General features: G+C 74.1%; 17 protein-coding genes. 6 read left to right on the top strand and 11 right to left on the bottom strand.

The genetic code is table 11. From position 1 onward, the window contains the following. Window positions 1-15 precede the first annotated feature (15 nt). Window positions 16-2,883, bottom strand: coding sequence for a class IV lanthionine synthetase LanL (gene lanL / locus BJ999_RS29505; protein WP_218935290.1), 2,868 nt, complete (start codon window positions 2,881-2,883; stop codon window positions 16-18). A 456-nt stretch (window positions 2,884-3,339) separates the two neighbouring features. After that, window positions 3,340-4,467, bottom strand: coding sequence for an ROK family transcriptional regulator (locus tag BJ999_RS29500; RefSeq protein WP_179836285.1), 1,128 nt, complete (start codon window positions 4,465-4,467; stop codon window positions 3,340-3,342). Between the two features lie 149 nt (window positions 4,468-4,616). Here BJ999_RS29500 and edd point away from each other — a divergent pair, with 149 nt between their 5' ends. From edd to BJ999_RS29480, 4 genes are read left to right on the top strand one after another with little or no spacing between them, the layout of a single operon-like run. Beyond that, window positions 4,617-6,428: a phosphogluconate dehydratase gene (edd, locus tag BJ999_RS29495; RefSeq protein ID WP_179836284.1), complete on the top strand. Its 1,812-nt coding sequence runs from the start codon at window positions 4,617-4,619 to the stop codon at window positions 6,426-6,428. Then, on the top strand, window positions 6,425-7,417 hold the full coding sequence (gene glk / locus BJ999_RS29490; protein ID WP_179836283.1) for a glucokinase: 993 nt from the start codon (window positions 6,425-6,427) through the stop codon (window positions 7,415-7,417). The genes edd and glk overlap by 4 nt, the downstream gene beginning before the upstream one ends. Further along, window positions 7,414-8,040 (top strand): bifunctional 4-hydroxy-2-oxoglutarate aldolase/2-dehydro-3-deoxy-phosphogluconate aldolase, encoded by a 627-nt coding sequence (gene eda, locus BJ999_RS29485; RefSeq protein ID WP_179836282.1) that lies wholly within the window; start codon window positions 7,414-7,416, stop codon window positions 8,038-8,040. The genes glk and eda overlap by 4 nt, the downstream gene beginning before the upstream one ends. A 52-nt stretch (window positions 8,041-8,092) precedes the next feature. Next, window positions 8,093-8,482 (top strand): PPOX class F420-dependent oxidoreductase, encoded by a 390-nt coding sequence (locus tag BJ999_RS29480; protein WP_179836281.1) that lies wholly within the window; start codon window positions 8,093-8,095, stop codon window positions 8,480-8,482. Here BJ999_RS29480 and BJ999_RS29475 read toward each other — a convergent pair. Next, the gene (locus BJ999_RS29475) at window positions 8,463-8,633 is read right to left on the bottom strand and encodes a hypothetical protein (RefSeq protein ID WP_179836280.1); all 171 of its coding nucleotides are present in this window, start codon (window positions 8,631-8,633) and stop codon (window positions 8,463-8,465) included. The genes BJ999_RS29480 and BJ999_RS29475 overlap by 20 nt on opposite strands. Window positions 8,634-8,706: 73 nt before the next feature. Here BJ999_RS29475 and BJ999_RS29470 point away from each other — a divergent pair, with 73 nt between their 5' ends. Then, entirely contained in the window at window positions 8,707-9,633 is a 927-nt protein-coding gene (locus tag BJ999_RS29470; protein WP_218935289.1) for a LysR family transcriptional regulator, read from the top strand. An 11-nt stretch (window positions 9,634-9,644) separates the two neighbouring features. On the opposite strand, the gene BJ999_RS29465 is transcribed toward BJ999_RS29470, so the two are convergent. After that, window positions 9,645-10,175, bottom strand: coding sequence for a DUF1707 SHOCT-like domain-containing protein (locus BJ999_RS29465; protein WP_179836279.1), 531 nt, complete (start codon window positions 10,173-10,175; stop codon window positions 9,645-9,647). A gap of 2 nt (window positions 10,176-10,177) precedes the next feature. Further along, a complete protein-coding gene (locus BJ999_RS29460; protein WP_179836278.1) occupies window positions 10,178-10,831 on the bottom strand; it encodes a PadR family transcriptional regulator in 654 nt (217 codons plus the stop codon). A gap of 206 nt (window positions 10,832-11,037) precedes the next feature. On the opposite strand from BJ999_RS29460, the gene BJ999_RS29455 reads away from it, so the two are divergent. After that, window positions 11,038-13,020, top strand: a complete 1,983-nt coding sequence (locus BJ999_RS29455; protein ID WP_179836277.1) for a bifunctional phosphatase PAP2/O-acyltransferase family protein — start codon at window positions 11,038-11,040, stop codon at window positions 13,018-13,020. Window positions 13,021-13,065: 45 nt separating this feature from the next. Here BJ999_RS29455 and hpnH read toward each other — a convergent pair whose 3' ends face one another. From hpnH to hpnC, 6 genes are read right to left on the bottom strand one after another with little or no spacing between them, the layout of a single operon-like run. Beyond that, window positions 13,066-14,070, bottom strand: a complete 1,005-nt coding sequence (gene hpnH / locus BJ999_RS29450) for an adenosyl-hopene transferase HpnH (RefSeq protein WP_179836276.1) — start codon at window positions 14,068-14,070, stop codon at window positions 13,066-13,068. Next, on the bottom strand, window positions 14,071-16,047 hold the full coding sequence (shc, locus tag BJ999_RS29445; RefSeq protein WP_179836275.1) for a squalene--hopene cyclase: 1,977 nt from the start codon (window positions 16,045-16,047) through the stop codon (window positions 14,071-14,073). It lies immediately after the preceding gene. Further along, a complete protein-coding gene (locus BJ999_RS29440) occupies window positions 16,047-17,072 on the bottom strand; it encodes a polyprenyl synthetase family protein (RefSeq protein ID WP_179836274.1) in 1,026 nt (341 codons plus the stop codon). Before BJ999_RS29440 ends, shc begins: the two co-directional genes overlap by 1 nt. Further along, a complete protein-coding gene (gene hpnE, locus BJ999_RS29435) occupies window positions 17,069-18,388 on the bottom strand; it encodes a hydroxysqualene dehydroxylase HpnE (protein ID WP_179836273.1) in 1,320 nt (439 codons plus the stop codon). Before hpnE ends, BJ999_RS29440 begins: the two co-directional genes overlap by 4 nt. Then, the gene (locus tag BJ999_RS29430; RefSeq protein ID WP_179836272.1) at window positions 18,385-19,302 is read right to left on the bottom strand and encodes a phytoene/squalene synthase family protein; all 918 of its coding nucleotides are present in this window, start codon (window positions 19,300-19,302) and stop codon (window positions 18,385-18,387) included. The genes hpnE and BJ999_RS29430 overlap by 4 nt, the downstream gene beginning before the upstream one ends. Next, the gene (gene hpnC / locus BJ999_RS29425) at window positions 19,299-20,162 is read right to left on the bottom strand and encodes a squalene synthase HpnC (protein ID WP_179836271.1); all 864 of its coding nucleotides are present in this window, start codon (window positions 20,160-20,162) and stop codon (window positions 19,299-19,301) included. The genes BJ999_RS29430 and hpnC overlap by 4 nt, the downstream gene beginning before the upstream one ends. Window positions 20,163-20,228: the final 66 nt, after the last annotated feature.

Genomic DNA, 20,228 nt, shown 5'->3' with positions numbered 1-20,228 from the left:
CCGGCAGGGGCTCTGTCATGACGCCCGCCCGGCGATCGACGGTTCGGCGGCGGCGGCGCCACTCGCCGCGAACTCGGCGGCCTCGTCGGCCATCCACAGCCGCGACGTCCCGTGCTGGAGGCGCACCAGGAAACCGAGGACGCCACCCAGGCCGTCGCCCCAGGAGGGCGAGACACCGCCCTGCTCGTCGGGGAACACCACCCGCCCGCCGCGGTGCGCCCGGTTGGCCAGGATGATCTGGGCCAGCCGCCACGCGTCGTCACGGTGCCGCTCGGTGCCGGTGAGCGCGGCCATGTCGAGCAGGAAGTCGCCGTTGCCGGCCAGGCCGTGGCACTGGCCCAGGATCGCGCGCCAGCGGTTGTCCATGACGGCGCGGACGGACATCTCGGCGGCGCGCTGGAAGCGCCCGTCGCCGGTGGCCTGGCCGAGGCGGCCGAGGAAGCCGCCGATGCCGGCCGAGCCGTGGCACCAGAACGGCGCGGTGGCGATGTCTCCCGAGCTCGCCGCCCACATCGCCGACCGCCCAGTGTCGATCATGGTGTCGAGCAGCGTCTCCCCGACGCCGGCGGCGAGCGTCCGGTGGGCGTCGCCGCCGACCGACTCGGCGCAGGCGAGCAGGAAGCAGCCGACGCCCGAGACGCCGTGCGCGAACCCGTAGTAGCGCGCGCCGGCGAGCTTGGACTCGATCTCGGCGGGCGTGCTCCAGTCGAGCCCGCCCTCCCGTTCCTCGACGGTCTCGGCGAGGGCGTCGGCGGCGGCGAGGGCGCGCTCGGCGAACCGCGCCTGACCGGTGCGGGACCACAGGTGCAGGGCCGTGAGCCCGAGGCCCGCCGTCCCGTGCGTCACGTCCGGGCTGGGGACCGACTCCGGAAGGCGGTCGGCGACGGCGAGCGCGCCCTCGACCAGGCCGCCGTCGTCCAGGGCCAGGCCGGCGTCCAGCACCGCCCACGCGGCGCCCGCCGTGCCGAAGTACAGCCCGGGAGGACGGTCGCCGTCCTTTTCCAGCCGCCGCAGGATCCAGTGGCCCGCGTCGGCGATCGTCTCGGCGAGGCGCGGGTCGGCGCCGACCTCGAACCATCGGGTCAGGGCGCCCAGGGTCCCCGCGGCGCCGTGCTGGAGGCTGCAGGGGTCGGGAGCGCCGTAGACGCACGAGGCGGGCCAGAGCGTCTCGGCCGACTCCGGGTTCATGGTGGTGATCAGCTGGTCGACGATCCCGGTGATGGACAGCCGGCACTGCCTCTCCAGCGAGGGGGCGGGACCGGACTGCGGAGGGTTCTCGTGGCTCTCCGCTGGAACGTCCCGCGCTCCGCGGCTCTCGGCCGCCCGGTCCGGGCCCATCCGTGCCAGCGCCTCCCGCGCCCGGTGCGGCGTCCAGCGATGGCCGGGCTCGTCGGCCATCAGGCCGAGCAGCAGCGAGGCCAGCGAGCCGGGCAGGTCGAGGTCCAGGGTGCGGGCGGCCAGCCATTCCGCCAGGCGCTCGCTCAGGGGCCTGGCCGCGGGGCTCTCGTCCAGGAAGTAGGGGGGCCCGCCGGTGAGGACGTGGCAGAGGGTCGCGCCGAGGGCGAAATGGTCCGCCGTCCGGTCCGGCGCGGCGCCGGCCATCTGCTCCGGCGCGCTGTAGCCGGGGGTGCCCACCCGCATCCCCTCCGCCTCGGTGTCGTCGGGGGTGAGGGCCAGTTCCAGGTCGATCATCACCGGGGTGCCGTCCGGGCGCACCATGATGTTGCTCGGGTTGAAGTCGCGCACGATGAGCCCGGCGTCGTGCGCCTTCGCCAGCAGGTCGGCCAGGCGCCCGCCCATCTCCAGGACGGGGGTCACGTGCGGGCCCCACCCCGCGTCGCCGACCACGTCCGCGATCCACTGCCGCAGCGAGGTGCCCGGGATCATCTCCTGTGCCAGGAAGAGGTGGCCGGCCTGGGCGAAGAGCGCCACCGGGCGCGGGGCGATGCCCAGGGTCTCGACCGCCTCCAGCACGCGGGCCTCGGTCCGCAGCCGGTCGCGGGTGTCCCGCCCCTTCGCGTCGACGTCCACGTGCGGGCGGCCCTCCTTGATGACGATCGCCTCGCCGGTCTCGGTGTCCGTCGCCCGGTACACGCCGCCCTTGTTGGTGTGGCGGATCGCCTCGTGCACGGCGAACCGCGACCCGATCCGGATCCCTTTTCGGTTCTCGGCACCATTCTGGCCGAAGCTCTTTTGGGCGCCTCCGGACCCGTCGGCCCCCTCCGTGCCGTTCTGGCCTTCCGCAGGCGGGACGTCTTGGGGGAAAGGGCAGACGGCCCATGAGGGCGGGGTGTACTTTGCGCCGCGGCGGTCTTCCACGGGTTTGCCGTCAGGGTCGAGAATTACCCACGCGTAGAATCCGTCGTTGGTGATCCGGCGCACCTCGACGAACGCTCCATAGCGGTAATGAACGAGGCTGCCCGGCCCGTAGGGGCGGTCGGACAGAATGCGCGGCCCGGGGAGGCCGGCGGTCGCCACGTGCAGTTCGGCCGCGAGGCGGACGGCCTCGTCGTCGTCGACCGGGTAGACGGTGATGAACTTCCCGGAATGGCCGCGCGAGGTGTTGCGCGCGTTCATGGCCGCGACGTGGTCGCGGGTGGCGGCGAACTTGAACATGGAACGGCCCGCCAGCAGCACGGGCAGCGAGCGGGCCAGCACGTCCTGGGCCGAGGCCGGCGTCGCGGAGACGTGCAGCTTCCAGCCCTGCTGGGGACACTCGCCGTTCTCCAGGCGGACGTGGGTCCACATCCCGCTGCGCAGCGCCTTCCAGTGAAGCGGGCCGTCCGCCGCGTCGAGCGCCCGGTCGAGGACGTCGAGCAGACGGGTGTCCCCGCTGTCCGCGGCCACCGCCCCGGACAGGACACTGAAATGGAAGTCCGCCATCCCCGCTCGCCCTCTCCTTTTCCGCTCGACCACCCGGGTCGCCCGGCCCTAGGTTATTGATCGTTTTGTCTTTTGGGGTCAAAAGTCAAAGAACGATCGGATGTTGCTTTCGTTGAGCAAGGACACGGTAACCACGAATCCTCCGGAAACGCCAGTCAGTCTCATTCGTCCGACCTCTTCGGGGCGGTATAAAAGTCTTACCTGGCGGGGGATGGGAGTTCCGGAGCGTATGCAGAGAGTGACTTCGATCATCGATGGCCATTGCATAATGGGGGGATATGTCGAGTTTATCGTCACCGGAATCGATGATCGATTTGCCCATTGAGTTGCGGCGCGGTTTCGTGCGCGTCATGACCGATGGCTGCCACGTCGCCCGGTGGCGACCCGCCGCCCGGGTGTGCTAAAGCCGCGTCGCGCACGAAAGCGCGGGCGCGCTTCCCGCGCGGCCTTCGCTTCTCAGGCGCGGGCCGCGGCGTCGACGGCGTCGGGGGACAGGATGCGGTCCAGGACCATGGCGGCGCAGCCGGTCAGGCCCGCGCTCTCGCCCAGGCGGCTCGGTTCGATGCGCAGGTCGCGGGTCGCCAGCGCCGTGGCGCGCTGGTAGACGATCTCGCGCACGCCCGCGATCAGGGGCTGGTTCGCGCCCGCCAGGTCGCCGCCCAGGACGACGACCGCGGGGTTGAGGAGGTTGACGGCGGTGGCGACGACCTCGCCGATGCGGCGGCCGGCGTCGCGGAGCAGGGCGACGGTCGCGGGGTCGCCGGAGCGGGCGAGCGCCGCCAGGGCGGGCAGGTCTTCGGCGGGGGAGCGGGCCAGCAGGGCGGTGCCGCCGGCCACGGCCTCGACGCAGTTCACGTTGCCGCAGCGGCAGGGGGCCTCGCCGGGGACGGGCACGGGGATGTGGCCGATCTCCCCGGCCGCGCCGAGGGCGCCGCGCTGGATGCGGCCGCCCGCGATGATGCCGGCGCCGATCCCGGTCGAGACCTTGACGAACAGGAGGTCTCCGACGCCGGGGTGGGCCTGGTGCTCGCCGAGGGCGGCGGCGTTGACCTCGTTGTCGAGGTAGGCCGGGACGCCGAAGCGCTCGGAGATGGGGGCGCCGATCTCCATGGCGTCCCAGCTCCCGGCCACGTGCTCGACGGCGTCGGGGACGCCGAGGCCGACGCCGCGGACGCTCGACGGGTCGGTGCCGGACGCGGCGAGGAGGGACTCCCACCGCTCGAACAGGCGCGGGAGAGTCGTGTCCGGGCTGACTTCCGCCGGGGGCCCGTCGGCGCGGGCCAGGGTCGTGCCGGCGAGGTCGCAGACGGCGAGCTGGCCGCGGGACTGGCCGAGGTTGGCGAGCAGGACGGCGCCGCCCGCCGCGTTGAACTCCAGCCGGGCCGGGGGACGCCCGCCCGTGGAGGGCCCGTCGGCGCGCTCGACCACCAGGCCGCGCGAGATCAGGGCCGCGATGCGGGAGGCGACGGCGGGCCGGGACAGCCCGGTGATGCGGCCCAGCTCGGCACGGGTGGCCACGCCGCCCTCGCGGATGAGGCGCAGCATGTCGCCGCCGGTGGCCGGACGGGTGACGGGGCGGGGCATCCGGCCAGTCAAGCACTCGGGGCTTTGGTGCGTCCAGTTCGAAGAACATCCTTACTTTTGTCATCCAAAGTTCATAAGTACGGTTGAACAGATGACCGATGTCTCGCTAGTTTGGTGATCCTGCGAACCCCCTGGTCTTGGAGCATCTGATGGCTGTGCATCCCGTGCTGGCGGCAGTGACCCGGCGCGTCGTCGAGCGGAGCGCCGGATCCCGCGGCGCGTACCTGGACCGGATCCGTGAGGCCCGGTCACAGGGCCCGGTCCGCGGCGGGATGGGGTGCGCGAACCTCGCGCACGGCTTCGCGGCCTGCGGCGTCCAGGACAAGCTGTGGCTGCGCGGCGACGTCACGCCGAACATCGCGATCGTGTCGGCGTACAACGACATGCTGTCCGCGCACCAGCCGCTCCAGGACTACCCCGAGATCCTGAAGTCCGCGATCCGCGCGGGAGGCGGCACGGCGCAGTTCGCCGGGGGCGTCCCCGCCATGTGCGACGGCATCACCCAGGGCCGGGCCGGCATGGAGCTGTCCCTGTTCAGCCGGGACGTGGTGGCGATGGCGACGGCCGTGGCGCTGTCGCACGACATGTTCGACGGCGCTCTGCTGCTCGGCGTGTGCGACAAGATCGTGCCGGGGCTGGTGATCGGGGCGCTGTCGTTCGGGCACCTGCCCGCGATCCTGGTCCCCGCCGGGCCGATGGCGTCGGGGCTGCCGAACGGCGAGAAGGCCAAGGTCCGCAAGCGGTTCGCGGCGGGCGAGATCGGGCGCGAGCAGCTGCTCGCCGCCGAGGCCGCGTCCTACCACTCGCCCGGCACCTGCACCTTCTACGGGACGGCCAACTCCAACCAGCTGCTCATGGAGGTCATGGGGCTGCACCTGCCGGGTGCGAGCTTCGTCCCGCCGGGCACCAAACTGCGCGACGGCCTCACCGAGGCGGCGGGCAGGCGCATCCTCAAGATCACGGACCTGGGCGACGGCTACACCCCGATCGGGGAGCTGCTCGACGAGCGCGCGTTCGTCAACGGTGTCGTCGCGCTGCTCGCGACGGGCGGCTCGACCAACCACACGCTGCACCTGGTGGCCATGGCGGCCGCGGCGGGCATCGAGCTGACCTGGGACGACTTCGACGAGCTGTCCAAGGTCACGCCGCTGCTCACCCGTCTCTACCCGAACGGGACCGCCGATGTGAACCACTTCCACGCGGCGGGCGGCACCGCGTTCCTCATCGGCGAGCTGATCGACGCGGGGCTCCTGCACGAGGACGCGCGGACGGTCGGCGGCGACACCCTCGCGGCCTACCGGAAGGTCCCGGAGGTCGTCGGCGGCAAGGTCGAGTGGCGGGTGGCGCCCGGTCAGTCCGGCGACACCGAGGTCCTGCGCCCGGCCGCCGAGCCGTTCGACACGCACGGCGGTCTGCACACCGTGCGCGGCAACCTCGGACGGGCGGTCGTCAAGGTGTCGGCGGTCAGGCCGGAGCACCGGATCATCGAGGCCCCCGCCCGCGTGTTCGACTCGCAGGAGGCGCTCCAGGAGGCGTTCGCCGCCGGGGAGCTGGACCGGGACGTGGTGGCGGTCGTCCGCAACCAGGGGCCGCGCGCGAACGGCATGCCGGAGCTGCACCGGCTCACCCCGCCGCTGTCGGTGCTCCAGGACCGGGGGCACCGCGTCGCGCTGGTGACCGACGGCCGCATGTCGGGCGCCTCCGGTGCGGTGCCGGCCGCGATCCACGTGTCGCCGGAGGCCGCGGCGGGCGGGCCGCTCGCCCGCGTCCGCGACGGCGACGTCGTCCGGCTCGACGCGGACGCCGGGGTGCTGGAGGTCCTCGTCTCCGCCGAGGAGTTCGCAGCCCGCGAGCCCGCCGCGGGGCCGCCCGACCAGACCTACGGCACGGGGCGGGAGCTGTTCCAGGCGTTCCGGCATGCCGTGGGCCCGGCGGAACGGGGCGCGGGGGTCTTTTCGTGAGCGGAGCGCCCCCACAGCAGGCACCGAGCGGAACGTGGCTGGTCGCGGACGTGGGCGGGACCAACGCCCGGTTCGCGCTGGTCGAGGGCCCGGACGGTGTCCTCTCCGAGGTCAGGGCGCTGCCGACCCGCGACCATCCGGGCCTCGCGGAGGCCGCGGCCGCCTATCTCGACACGGTCGGCGTGCGCCCGGTGGCGGCGTGCCTGGCCGTGGCGGGCCCCGTCACGAATGGCACGTTCCATTTGACCAACGCGGGCTGGCCCAAGGGCGACCCGGAGGTCGTGCGCGCCCATCTCGGCCTGGCGCATCTGGACGTCATCAACGACTTCGAGGCGCTCGCCCTGGCCCTGCCCCGCCTCGGTGACGACGACCTCGTCTCCATCGGGCGAGGGCGCCCGGACCCCGGCGCGCCCCTCGCGGTGGTCGGGCCCGGCACGGGCCTCGGCGTCGCCGGGCTCGTCCGGACGCCGTCGGGCTACGTGCCGCTGCCCGGCGAGGGCGGCCAGGTCGACGTCCCGGCCGCCACCGACCGCGAGCTCCTGGTGGCGCGGCTCCTGCGCGCGGAGAAGGGCGCGTCCACCGCGGAGTACCTGCTGTCGGGTGCGGGCCTGGCCCGCATCCGCCGGTACCTCGCCGCGATCGACGGCCGGCCCGCGCTGAACCTGACCCCGCGGCAGATCAGCGAGGACCGCGACGACCCGCTGTGCCGCGAGGCCGTGGAGATGTTCTGCGCGCTGCTCGGGTCGCTCGCGGGCAACGTCGCCCTCACCCTCGGCGCGCGGGGCGGCGTCTATCTCGGCGGCGGGATCCTGCCGCGGATCGCGGACGTGCTGCAGGGCAGCGCGTTCCGTGCCCGTTTCGAAGGGAAGCCTCCCGTCGAGGACTACATGCGCGCCATCCCGACCGCCCTCATCGTCCATCCCGGCCCGGCCCTCGTCGGCGCCGCCGCCCGGCTCGCGCAGAGCCTGCCCGACCTGGAGCCCGCATGATCGCCGAAGACCTGTTCGACCTCGCGCCCGTCATCCCCGTGGTGGTGCTGGACGACGTCGAGGCCGCCGTCCCGCTGGCCCGCGCCCTGGTGGAGGGCGGCCTCCCGGTGATCGAGGTGACGCTGCGCACCCCGTCCGCGCCGGCGGCGATCGCCCGGATCGCCGCCGAGGTCCCGGACGCCGTGGTGGGCGCGGGGACCGTCGTGCGCCCCGAGGACGCCGAGCGCTCGGCCGCCGCCGGGGCGAAGTTCCTGGTCAGCCCCGGTTGCACGGCCCGCCTCCAGGCGGCGATGGTCGCGACCGGGCTGCCGTTCCTGCCGGGCGTCGCGACCGCTTCGGAGGCCATCGCCCTGCTGGAGAGCGGGATCACGGCGATGAAGTTCTTCCCGGCCGAGGCGGCGGGCGGCGCCGCCTACCTCAAGGCGCTGGGCGGGCCGCTGCCGCAGATCCGGTTCTGCCCGACGGGCGGGATCGGCCTGCGCAACGCCGCCGAGTACCTCGCGCTCGGCAATGTCGGCTGCGTCGGCGGCTCCTGGCTCACCCCCGCGGACGCCCTCCGTGACGGCGACTGGGACCGCGTCGCAAAGCTCGCCTCCGAGGCGGCGGCACTGCGCACCACCTGACGCCGGGGCGCGGTCATGTCACATCCGGGCGCGGGCGTCACGTCTCCCGGGCATGGACACCACATCGACGCTTGAGAAGCTGAGGAAGCAGCGCACCGTCCTGCTGACGAGCTACCGCAAGGACGGGACGCCGGTCGGGACGCCGGTGAACATCGTCGTCCGCGGCGACCGCGCCTACTTCCGCACCTACGACAAGGCGTTCAAGGCCAGGCGGCTGGAGCGCAACCCGGAGGTGGAGATCGCGCCGAGCACCTTCCGGGGCGAGGTACGGGGGCCCGGGGCACACGGCCGCGCCCGCCTCCTCACCGAGGAGGAGGCGCGGCCGATCCGCAGGCTGCTCGCCCGCAAGCACCCGTTCCTGCAGGGGTTCGCGGTGCCGCTGGCCCACAAGCTGAAGGGCTACCGGACGCTGCACTACGAGCTCACGCTCCCCGGGGACTGACCGCGCGGTGCGGGCACGGGCCGGCGGCGAGGCCCCGTCCTCCGCCGGCGGGGACGAGGTCCATCCGCAGCCGCCCGCAGGCGCAGCGCGTCCAGGTGACGACGCCGTCGCTGGTGAGGTGCCGGGACACGAGAGTGGTCGGTTCGCTCATGACAGCAGTCTGCGACCGGCGGAACGTTCTCGTCCATTTCAGATTTCCGCAGGGGATCGTGCAAAATGTATGCATGATCGACCTGCGCCGGCTCCACATGCTGAGGCTCGTCCACCAGTACGGGACCGTCACGTCCGCGGCGGAGGCGATGCACCTGACGCCGTCGGCGGTCTCCCACCACCTGCGCGAGCTGGCGCGGGAGTTGAAGGTGCCGCTGCTGGAGCCGCAGGGCCGCAAGGTGCGGCTGACCCCGGCGGCGCACCTGCTGATCGGGCACGCCGACGGCCTCCTCGCCCGATGGGAGGAGGCCCTGGCCGATCTGGAGTCGCACCGCGTCGGGGCGGCGGGGCCGCTGCGCATGTGCGGGTTCACCACGGCGGTCTCGGGGCTCGTCGCGCCCGCCGCCGGCGCCCTGCTGCGGCAGGATCCGGACCTCGCGATCGAGGTCCGGGAGTGCGACACCGACGAGGCCGTCGGGCTGCTCGCGGCGGGCGAGACCGACATCGCGGTGATCGAGCCGACGCCCGCCGCTCCGCCGCCGGGCGACCCGCGCTTCGACCGCGAGCCGCTGCTGGAGGAGGCGCTCGATCTCATCGTCCCGGCCGGGCATCCGCTGGCGCTGCGCGACCGCGTCCGGCTGGACGACGCCGCGGGGGAGCCGTGGATCAGCGTTCAGCCCGAGGTCTGCGCCCACCACCAGCAGGTCATGGCCTACTGCGCCGCCGCCGGGTTCACGCCGCGGATCGCGCACAACGCCACCACCTGGTCGGTGATCTGGGCCCTCGTCGCCAACGGCCTCGGGGTGTCCCTCGTGCCGCGGCTGGCCGGCGGGCCGGCCGACCAGACGGTCGTGCGGGTGCCGCTCGGCGGGGACGGCGTCCCGAAGCGGCGCGTGCTGACCTGCGTACGGCGCGGCGGCCGAGGCCACCCCGTGATCGCGCGCGGCCTGCAGGCCCTCCGCGACGCCGTCCCCGACCGCTGCGTCCTGGCGGCCGCCTGAGGCGTCCCCGGTCAGGAGCCGGGGGCGTGGCGCCGGGCCCGGCGGATCCCGAACGCCAGCAGGACCGCGCGCACGACCCAGACGGCCAGCGCGATCTGCAGGACGACGAGGAGCCCCGTGCCGGGCCCTGCCGTGAAGGCGAGCACCAGGAACGCCGCGAACAGCAGGGGGAAGACCGGGAAGACCGGCCCGTGCCGGTGGCGGTGGGCCATGTGCCGGTGGCGACGGGCCATGTGCCGGTGGCGGCGGTCCCAGGCGGGGTGCCCGGGCCCGCCGAACATGACCGCCATCCCCGGCTCCCACGCCGACCCGGGCGGGGACCGCCACGGGGCTTCCTCCGCGGGTTCGGGCAGTCCGGTCGGGGACGGCAGGTCCCGGACGAGGGGGCGCAGGTCACCGCGCGTCTTGGCGGCGAGCACGGCCTCCAGCCGCTCGTCGAGCTCGGGGCGGTCCAGCCGGCCCTCGGCGAAGTGGTCGTGCAGGGCGACCATGACGGCGTCGCGTTCGGCGTCGCCGATGCGGATCTCGTCCCGCGGTGCCATGGTCACTCCTCGGTGTCGTCGGCCGTCGGCCCGGCGTCGTCCAGGTCGTCGGCCAGGATGCGGTACAGGCTGCGGCGGGCCTCCGACAGGACGTCCTTCGCCTGGCCGACCTGCTCGGGCGAGCCGGAATGGACGATCTGCATCACCGCGGCGCCCGTCTGCGCGGCCTGCTTGAACAGCTCCGGGACGCCCTCGCCGAACTCGGGCGTCATCTCCGCCCAAGGCTCGGCCAGCCGCTCGGCGTTCTCCTCCACGTGGGCGCGGCCCTCGTCGGTGAGATGGAAGGTGCGGCGGCCTCCGGACTCGTCGCCCGCGATCAGCCCCTCGTCCGCGAGCTGCTGCAGTGCCGGGTAGACCGCGCCGGGGCTCGGCTTCCAGGCCCCGTCGCTGCGCTCGTTGATCTCCTGGATGATCTGGTAGCCGTTGCGCGGCTCCTCGGCCAGCAGGACGAGGATCGCCGCCCGGACATTGCCCTTGCGGGCCTTGGCGCCCCGGCCCCACGGACCGCCGCGCCCCCTCGCCCACGGCGGGCGCGGGCCGGGCCCGTGGCCGAACCCGCCGGGCGGGCCGAAGGGGCCCGGTCCGCCGCCGAACAGGGCGCCGAAGTTCGGGAAGTCGCCGCGGCCCCACGGGCCGCGGCCGTGCATGTGCCCCATGTTCTACACCACCTTCTGAGAGCTCTCTCTGACCTCTCGCGATACGACAACGATATATCGAAGACGTACGGATCGGCCAGATGGTTCCCCTGATTCCGGATCCATGGGGCGGCCGGTTGTGGCGACAAACCGGGCATCGCCTCCGAATGCGGCCAACGCCGTCTGATTACGTGCGTCTGTGGGTACCACCGTGGGCGAGGGGGACGATGGGCACACAGGAAGCGGTCGCCGCGCAGGACGCGGTCTTCACCCCGGGCGTCACGGGCACGAGGCTCCGCGCCAGGAACGAGCTCGTGCTCGGCCTGGCGCTGTTCGCGCTCTACTCGCTGGTGGCGATGCTGCCCGAGCAGGCGAGGGCGGCGGCGGCCCGCGGGCACGGGGAGTCGCTGTACGCGCTGGAGCGGGCCCTGCACATCGACGTGGAACCCGCCCTCAACGGCTGGCTGGCTGACCAGCCGGTCCTGCGGGTCCTGGCCAACTACGAGTACGCCGTCACCTACGTCGCCAGCGCCCTCGCCCTCCTGGTCTGGCTGTTCCTGCGCCACCCCGAGCGGTACCGCACGGCCCGCAACGCGTTCGTCATGCTCAACCTCGCCGGCCTGGCGTGCTTCGCGCTGTACCCCGTCATGCCGCCCAGACTGATGCCGCCCGGCCACGGCTTCGTCGACACCGTCACCAACGGCCGCACCTGGGGGTCGTGGGGGTCGCCGCTGGTGAAGCACGCCGACGAGTTCGCCGCCGTCCCGTCCCTGCACATGGCCTGGACGCTGTGGGTCGGCGTGGAGCTCGCGCGCGTGAAGGCCAAGCGCTGGGTGCAGGGGCTGAACACCGTGCACATCCTGGTCACGCTCTACGTCATCCTGGCGACCGCGAACCACTACCTGCTGGACGCCCTGGCCGCCGTCCCGTTCGTCGTCGTGCCGGTCTACCTCGCCGAGCGCCTCGCGCGGCCGCCCGCGCGGCGCGTCCAGGGGCCGGACGCGTTCTTCCTCGCGGTGGAGACGCCCGAGGCGCCGCAGCAGGCCGGCGGCGTCATCATGCTCGACACCTCGCAGACGGACGTCGGACGCGCCGACCTCGTCCGGGTGATCGAGGAGCGCCTCGACGGGCTGCCCCGCTTCCGGCAGCGGCTCGTCCGCAGGGGCCGCTGGCGCCGCCCCGTCTGGCGCGACCAGGACCGGGTCGACTGGGAGTGGCACGTCGCCGAGAAGCGGGTCGGCGGCATGGCCGGGCTGCGCGCCGAGGTGGCCCGGCTCCAGTCCGAGACCCTGCCGCTGGACCGCCCGCCCTGGCGGATGGTCGTGCTGAAGGGCGCCGAGCCCGGCCGTACGGCGGTCGTCTACCTGATGCACCACGTGGTCGCCGACGGCGTCGGCATCGTGGCGCAGGCCGTCTACCTGATGGAGCCGCCGCCCGAGCCGGTCGCCGGGCCTCCCCGGGCGCCGCTGCGCAAGGCGCTCGCGACCGTGGTCGGGCTCGGCCAGCTCGCCGCCGCCGTCGGCAGGCCGGAGCCGCTGCCCGCCGCCGGGACGCGCGAGCGCCGGTTCGGCACCATGATCCTTCCGCTCGGCACCGTGCGGGACGTGGCCCGCCGCCACGGCACCCGCGTCACCGACGTCGTGCTGTGCGCGGTCGCGGGCGCCCTGAACCGGAGCGTCAGCGAGGAGGACGGCCGGCCCGGCACGTGCCGCGTCGCGGTCCCGCTGATGATGCGGCCGCCGGGCAGCGCGATGGTGGGCAACCACACCACCGCCGTGATGGTGGACCTGCCGATCGGGAAGATGGCCGAGACCGACCGGCTCGCGCTGATCGCCAGGCGCAGCCGGGTGCTGCGGTCCGGGACGCGGGCGCAGGCGGCGTGGTTCGTGATGTGGCAGGCGGGACGGCTGATGCCGCCCCCGCTGCACGCCCGTTTCGCGCGCATGTCCTACAGCGGACGGTTCCTGCAGGGCACTGTGTCCAGCCTTCCGGGGCCGGACAGGCTTCTGCGGCTGTGCGGCGCCCCGCTCACCGCCGTCTACCCGATCGTCCCGCTCGCCCCCGGCACGCCCCTGGCGATCGCCGGGCTCGGCGTCCACCGCGACCTGTGCTTCGGCCTCTCCGCCGATCCCGGTCTGGCGGACGACGCCGACGCGCTGATGGACGCCGTCCACGACGTCTTCGAGGAACTGCGGAAAGAGCCGGAGTGATCAGACGCTCCGTGGTCGGACGCTCCGTGGTCGGATGCTCCGTGGTCAGATGCTCCGCATGGCGCGCAGCGACTCCTTGAGCGAGCCCATGGTCGCGAACACGGCGGTGGGCTCGTAGCCGCAGTGCGCCATGCAGTTCGCGCAGCGCTCGTCGCGTCCCCGCCCGTAGGCGCCCCAGTCGGTGGTGTCGAGGAGCTCCTGGTAGGTCGCGGTGTAGCCGTCGTCCATCAGGTAGCAGGGCCGCTGCCAGCCCTTCAGCGAGTACGACGGGATGGCCCACGCCGTGCACGGGAAGTCGACCTTCCCCTCCAGGAAGTCCAGGAACAGCGGCGAGTGGTTGAACCGCCACCGCTCGCGGCGCCCGTCCGCGAACGTCTTGCGGAACAGGCCGCGGGTCTCCTGCACGCCGAGGAAGTGGTCCTGGTCGGGCGCCTTCTCGTAGGCGTACGCGGGCGAGATCATCATCTGGTCGACGCGGAGCTCGTCGTTGAGGTAGTCGAGGACGTCGATGACGGTCTGCGGGGTGTCGGTGTTGAACACGGTCGTGTTCGTCGTGACCCGGAACCCACGCTCCTGGCACATCCTGATCGCGGCCACCGCCTCGTCGAACACGCCCTCCTTGCAGACGGACGCGTCGTGCCGCTCGCGCAGCCCGTCGACGTGCACCGCCCAGGCGAAGTAGCGGGACGGCCGGAACAGGTCGATCTTCTTCGGGATCAGTGCGGCGTTCGTGCACAGGAACACGTACCGCTTCATGCGCACCAGCTCGGCGACCAGCTCGCCGATCCGCGGGTGCATCAGCGGCTCGCCGCCCGCGATCGACACCATGGGGGCGCCGCACTCGCGGACCGCCGCGACCGCCTGCTCGACCGGCATCCGCTGCTTGAGCACGTCCGCCGGATGCTGGATCTTCCCGCAGCCCGCGCACGCCAGGTTGCACGCGAACAGCGGCTCCAGCTCCATGATCAGGGGGTATTTCGTCCGCCCCGCCAGTTTGTTGCGCAGGACGTAGCCCCCGACGCGCAGGCTCTGGCGCAGTGGCATCGCCATTTAAGAGATCTCCTTCAGGTACCGGCCGAGCGCCGAGAGCGGGAACACGAGCCGGTAGAGGTGGTAGTTGATGTAGAAGTCGCCAGGGAAGCCGGTCCCCGTGAAGTGGTCCTCGTCCCATGTGCCGTCCGGGCGCTGGTGCTCGACGAGCCAGCGGATTCCGCGCTCGACGGCCGGTCCGCGCTCGCCGGCGGCCAGCAGGGCGAGCAGCGCCCACGCGGTCTGCGACGGCGTGGAGGCGCCGTGCCCGATCCACGTCCGGTCCCGGTAGGAGCGCAGGTCCTCGCCCCAGCCTCCGTCGTCGCGCTGGTGGCGCTCCAGCCAGCCGACCGCGTCGCGGATCGCGGGCTTGCCCGGCCGGACGCCCGCCGCGATGAGGGCGGGCACGACGCTGCCCGTCCCGTACACGTGGTTGGCGCCCCAGCGGCCGAACCAGGACCCGTCCGGCTCCTGCGCCTTCAGCAGCCACACGACGGCCCGCTTGACCACCAGCGAGTCGGCCATGCCGCGGTGGGACATCGCCTCCACCACGTGCGCGGTGACGTCGGCGGACGGCGGGTCGATGACCTCGCCGAAGTCGCAGAACGGCAGCCTGCGGCACAGGGCGCGGGTGTTGTCGGCGTCGAACGCGCCGAACCCGCCGTCCCGGGAGGCCATCCCCGCCATCCAGCGCACCCCCCGCTCGATCGCCGGCTCGGCCTGCGGGAGCCGGGCGCGGCCGAGCGCGAGGACCACCTCGGCGGTGTCGTCGGTGTCGGGGTAGCAGTCGTTGTCGAACTCGAACGCCCAGCCGCCGGGGGGCAGGTCGGGGCGCCGCACCGACCAGTCGCCGGGGCCCCGCACCTCCTCGCCGATCAGCCACTCGGCGGCCCGCTCCAGGGCGGGGTGCCCGGCGGGCAGGCCCGCGTCGGCCAGGGCGTTCACCGCGAGCGCGGTGTCCCAGACGGGGGACTGGCACGCCTCCAGGCGCCGCCCCCGGTCGTCGCGGATCGTGAACCGCTCCAGCCCGTCCAGGCCCCGCCGGACGATCGGGTGGTCGAGGCCGTGGCCGAGCAGGTGCAGCGCGAGGAGCGAGTACACCCAGGGCGGCTGGATCCCGCCCCAGGACCCGTCCCGCTCCTGCCGCGCGATGATCCACTCGGCGGCGCGGCGCAGCGCGGCCCTGCGCACCCCCTTCGCCGGGTGCCGCTCGTACACGTGCAGGGCCTTGTCGAGCGCCCCGAACGCCGCGTCCCACCCGGACAGGCCCCGGCGGCGGGCCGGGGGGACGTCGTAACCGGGGTACAGCTCGTCCAGCGCGAACGGGAGCGGCCGGACGGGCCGCAGCGCGGCCACCACCGTCAGCGGGACGATCGTCTGCCGCGCCCAGCACGCCCAGTCGTAGACGTTCAGCGGGAACCAGCGCGGCAGGAACATCATCTCCGGTGGCAGCACCGGCAGGTCGTCCCACGACCAGCGGCCGAACATCGCCAGCCAGAACCGCGTGAAGACGCGCGTCGCCGGGATGCCGCCGCCGCCGCGGACGAAGGCGGCGGCGCGGATCATGTGGCCCGCGTCGGGCGGGTCGCCCGCGAGCCGCAGCGCGACGTAGGCCTCGACGGTCGTGGACAGGTCCGGCGGGCCGTCGTGGAAGTTCGCCCAGGTGCCGTCCGCGGCCTGCTGGGACCTGATCCAGCGCGCGGTCTCGGTGGTGTCCGCGTCGTCGCGGATGCCGAGGAACTCGCGCAGCAGCAGGTCCTCCGCGTCCATCGTCACGTTGGTCTGCAGCTCGCCCTTCCACCAGCCCTCCGGCGACTGGAGCAGGAGCAGGTGGTCGCGGGCGGCCTTCAGCGCCTGGGCGGCCGTCCTGATCCGGCCCGCCCCGCCGGGGCCCGGCGGTTCCGCGACGACCGGCGATCCCGGGGCGGGCGTCGGTCCCGGGGCGGGCGGCGGTGCTGTGGCGGGCGTCGTCCCGGTGGTGGGCTCTGTCGTCGTCATCAGTGGTCCCGGCGGGTGACGAAGTCGGCGATGTGCAGGAACTCGGCGCGGACGGGGTCCGGCAGCCGCGCGGTGAGCAGGTGCTCGGCGGCGCGCTGGATGCGGCCCTCGGCCTCCATCTCGGCCCAGGCGCGCCCGCCCGCGGCCTCCACCAGCTCGGCGGCCTCGGCCAGTTCCTCCCCGGCCGCCTCCTCCTCGGCCGGCAGGGGCCGCGCGTACAGCTCGGCCAACCGCGCGGCCTCCGGTGTCCCGGAGTTCAGCGCCGCGACGACCGGCAGCGACATCTTGCGGGACCGCAGGTCCGACAGCGCGGGCTTGCCGGTGGTCGCCGGGTCGCCCCAGATGCCGAGCAGGTCGTCCACGAGCTGGAAGGCGATGCCGAGGTCCTCGCCGAACGCCTCCAGCGCCTCGCACAGCCGCTCCGGCGCACCGTCCAGGACGGCCCCGATCGCGCACGAGCACGCGAGCAGCGCGGCGGTCTTGCCGGACGCCATCGTGAGGCACTCGTCCACGCCGATCTGCCTGCGCGTCTCGAAGTCCATGTCGAGGGACTGCCCGGCGACGAGGCGGCGGACGGCGGCCGCCAGCGCGCGGGCCGCCCGCGCCGAGCCCTGGCCCGGCGCCTCCAGCAGGACCTCTCCCGAAAGGGCGAGGAGGGCGTCGCCCGCCAGGATCGCGGACGCGTCGCCGAACACCGTCCACGCCGCCGGGCGGTGCCTGCGCGTCCGGTCGCGGTCCATGATGTCGTCGTGCAGGAGCGAGAACGCGTGGGCCAGCTCGACGGCGACGGCGCCCGGCAGCCCGCTCTCCGCGGGAGCCAGGGCGGCCCGTGCGGACAGCAGCGCCAGCGCCGGGCGCAGCGCCTTGCCCGCGGGGGCCCTGCGCGGGCGGCCCTCCTCGTCGGTCCAGCCGAGGTGGTAGGCCGCGACGCGGTAGGTGCGCGGGTCGAGCCGCCCGACCGCGGCGCGCAGCGCGCCGTCGACCAGCTCACGGACATCGGTCAGCGAAACGGGCACGGCCGTCATCGGTCCTTCACCTTCTCCAGGTGGCGGCGGACCAGGCGGGCGGCGGTGAGACCACTGCGCACTGCTCCCTCCATGGTGTCGGGCCAGCCCGTGTCGGTCCACGCGCCGGCCAGGAACAGGCCCGGCGCGCGCGTCGCCGCGCCGGGGCGGGCGGCCGCGCTGCCGGGGCGCTGCCGGAACGTCGCGCGCCGCTCCCGCGTCACGAACACCTCCCGGACCTGCGCACCCCACGCGGCGGGCAGCAGCCGCCGCAGCTCGGGGACGAACCGCGAGCGCAGCTCGGCGGTCGGCATGTCGATCCACGGGTCGGCGGCCGACAAGGACACCGCGAGGTACTGGCCGCCGCCCAGCCCGCTGACCGCCGTCCGGTCGAACACCCACTGGACGGGCGAGCCGACCGCGGCGGCGAACGGCGCGTCCATGACCCTGCGGTCGTAGACGACGTGCACGTTCACGATCGGGCTGGCGTCCAGCTCGGTCCAGCGCAGCGGCTCCGGCAGCGCCTCGGCGGGCAGCAGCCGCGCCGCCGCCTCGTGCGGCACCGCGATGACGACCGCGTCGGCGGCGATCGGCATCCCGTCCACGACCACCTTCGGGTCGGCGGTGACGGCCTCCACCCTGGCCTTCAGCCTGACGGTCCCGCCCATCTCCGCGATGCGCCGCAGCGCCGGGCCGCCGTGCAGCTCCTCCAGCGGGACGAGCGGCAGCCCGATGTCGGCCGCGTCGGGACGTCCGAACAGCGCCCGCCGGCACACCATCGCCGACAGGCCGAGCGCGGCGTCGTCCACCTCGGCGTTCAGCGCGGACGTGAGGAACAGGCCCCACAGCGCCTCCCGCGCCCACGGCCGCTGCCCGCGCTGCGCCAGCCACGCCCCGGCGGAGACCTGGTCGAGCACGGGGTCGGCGGGGTCGAGGCGCGCCAGCCCCAGCGCGGCGCGCACGGCCCTCAGCCGGTCGGCGGCCGACAGCGGCGCGTACCCGGCCAGCGCGGGCAGCAGGTGCAGCGGGCTCGGCAGGCCCGACCTGCGCAGCCGCGCCGGCGGCGCGCCCGCCCGCAGGACGGGGACGTCGAACCGGTCCTGCACCTCGACGAGGTGGTCGGCGCGCAGCCGGTGCAGCAGCCCCTGGTAGGCCGTGCAGCACCGCAGGAAGACGTGCTGGCCGTTGTCGACGCTCAGCTCGCCCCGCCCGAACGAGTGCGTGGCGCCGCCCAGCCACGGCCGGGACTCCAGCAGAGTGACCGGAACGCCCGACTCCTGGAGCGCGATCGCCGCGCTGATGCCCGCGAGCCCCCCGCCGACGACGACGACGCTCACCGCTCCACCCCCGACAGCGCGCGCGCCGCCACCACGGCCTTCTGCCAGGTCGGCAGCGACACCCGCGCGTCCAGCGCGATCTGCGGGCGCGCGGCGATGTTCTCCAGCAGCCGCCGGTAGATGCCGGCCATCGCCGCCGTGCACGCCGCGCTGCGCCGGTCCAGCAGCGGCAGCAGCCGCAGCCCCTCGGCGTACCAGGCCCGCGCCCGCTCGGCCTGGAAGCCGATCAGCTCGTTCAGCCGCCACGGCGGGTCGATGAACGCGCCCGACTCGTCCAGCTTCAGCGTGCACCCGAACCGCGCCAGGTCCTCGGCCGGGATGTAGGTGCGCCCGGCCAGCCTGTCCTCGCGCAGGTCGCGCAGGATGTTGGTGAGCTGCAGCGCGACGCCGAGCGAGTCGGCGAGGCCCTCGGCCCGCTGCCGGCCGTCCGACCCGAACACCCCGAGCGACAGCCGCCCGACCGAGCCCGCGACCCGCTGGCAGTAGCGCAGCAGGTCGTCGAAGGTCTCGTAGTCGGCGCCGCGCACGTCGTCCTCGCAGCCGTCGATGAGCTCCTCGAACGCCTCCAGGGGGATCGGGAACCGCCCCGCCGCGTCCGCCAGCGCGGTCAGCACCGGATGCCCCTCCAGCGCCCGGACGTCCACCCGCCGCCGCAGCACCTCCTGCACGGTCATCAGCCGCTGCCGCGACCGGTCGAGCAGGTCGAGCCGGACGCACGCCGGCTCCGGGCCGTCGCCGATGTCGTCGATGCCCCGCGCGAACGCGTAGACCGAGCTCATCGCCCGCCGCTTCGGGGCCGGCATCAGCCGGATCCCGTAGGAGAAGTTGCGGGCCTCCTCGCGCACCACCCGCTCGCAGTGCCGGTACGCCTCGACCACCCGCTCGGAACCCTCGCACGTCTCCGAAACCGTCATCGCCCCCTCCTTCCAAGGGCGCGCGCCCACCCGGCCGGCAGCGTGGCCCGCCGTGGACGCAGCGCATGAGCGAGCACGTCGTACCGCCCGCGCTCCAGAGCCGACAGCGCGGCGCGCCCGCCGGCCACGTAGCCCGCCACGGCGATGCGCGCCCATCCCGTCAGGTCGGCCAGCAGCGGCGCGGCGCCCCCGTCCAGCAGTTCGCGCGCACGGCCGGCCTGGAGCGCCAGGACGCCGCGCAACCGGGTCGGCGTGACCGGGCGCGCGAGGTCGTCCTCGGCGCAGCCGAACCGCCGCAGGTCCTCGCCCGGCAGGTAGATCCGGCCGACCCGGTAGTCCTGCCCGGCGTCCTGGCAGTGCTCGACGATCTGCAGGGCCGTGCAGACGTCGTCGGACGCGGCCGCGAGGCGCGGCGTGTGCGCGCGGAACAGGCACAGGACGATCCGTCCCACCGGCGCGGCGGACAGCGCGCAGTACTCCTTCAGGTCGGCGAACGTCTCGTATCGGTGGACGGTCTGGTCCTGCCGGTTCGCCTGCACGAGGTCGCGGAACGGCTCCTCGGGGATGCGGTGCGCGTGCACCGTCTCCGCCAGCCTTCGCAACTGCGGCAGGGCGGGCGTCCGCCCGGCGAACACGCGGTCCAGGTCGTCGTCCACGAGTCCGAGCAGCTTGGGCCGCTGCTCCGGCGGAGCCTCGTCGCCGATGTCGTCGACGAGCCGCGCGAAGCCGTAGACGGCCCGCAGGGCGGCGCGGTGCCGGGCGGGCAGGACCCGCGCCGCCACCGGAAAGTTCTCCCGGGAGGCGAGCCGGTCCAGCGCGCGATCGTGCTCCTCGGCGCTCCAGGGCGGTTCAATGATCACCTAGAGGAGATCGACCGGTCCGGCACGAGAGAAACTCTGGCCAAGGTATGGACTTATTTAAACGGG

This window comes from Actinomadura citrea (assembly GCF_013409045.1).
GTDB classification, from domain to species: Bacteria; Actinomycetota; Actinomycetes; order Streptosporangiales; family Streptosporangiaceae; genus Spirillospora; species Spirillospora citrea.
Note: the sequence above shows the minus strand (reverse complement) of the source record. Positions and strands in the feature narration are given on the sequence as shown.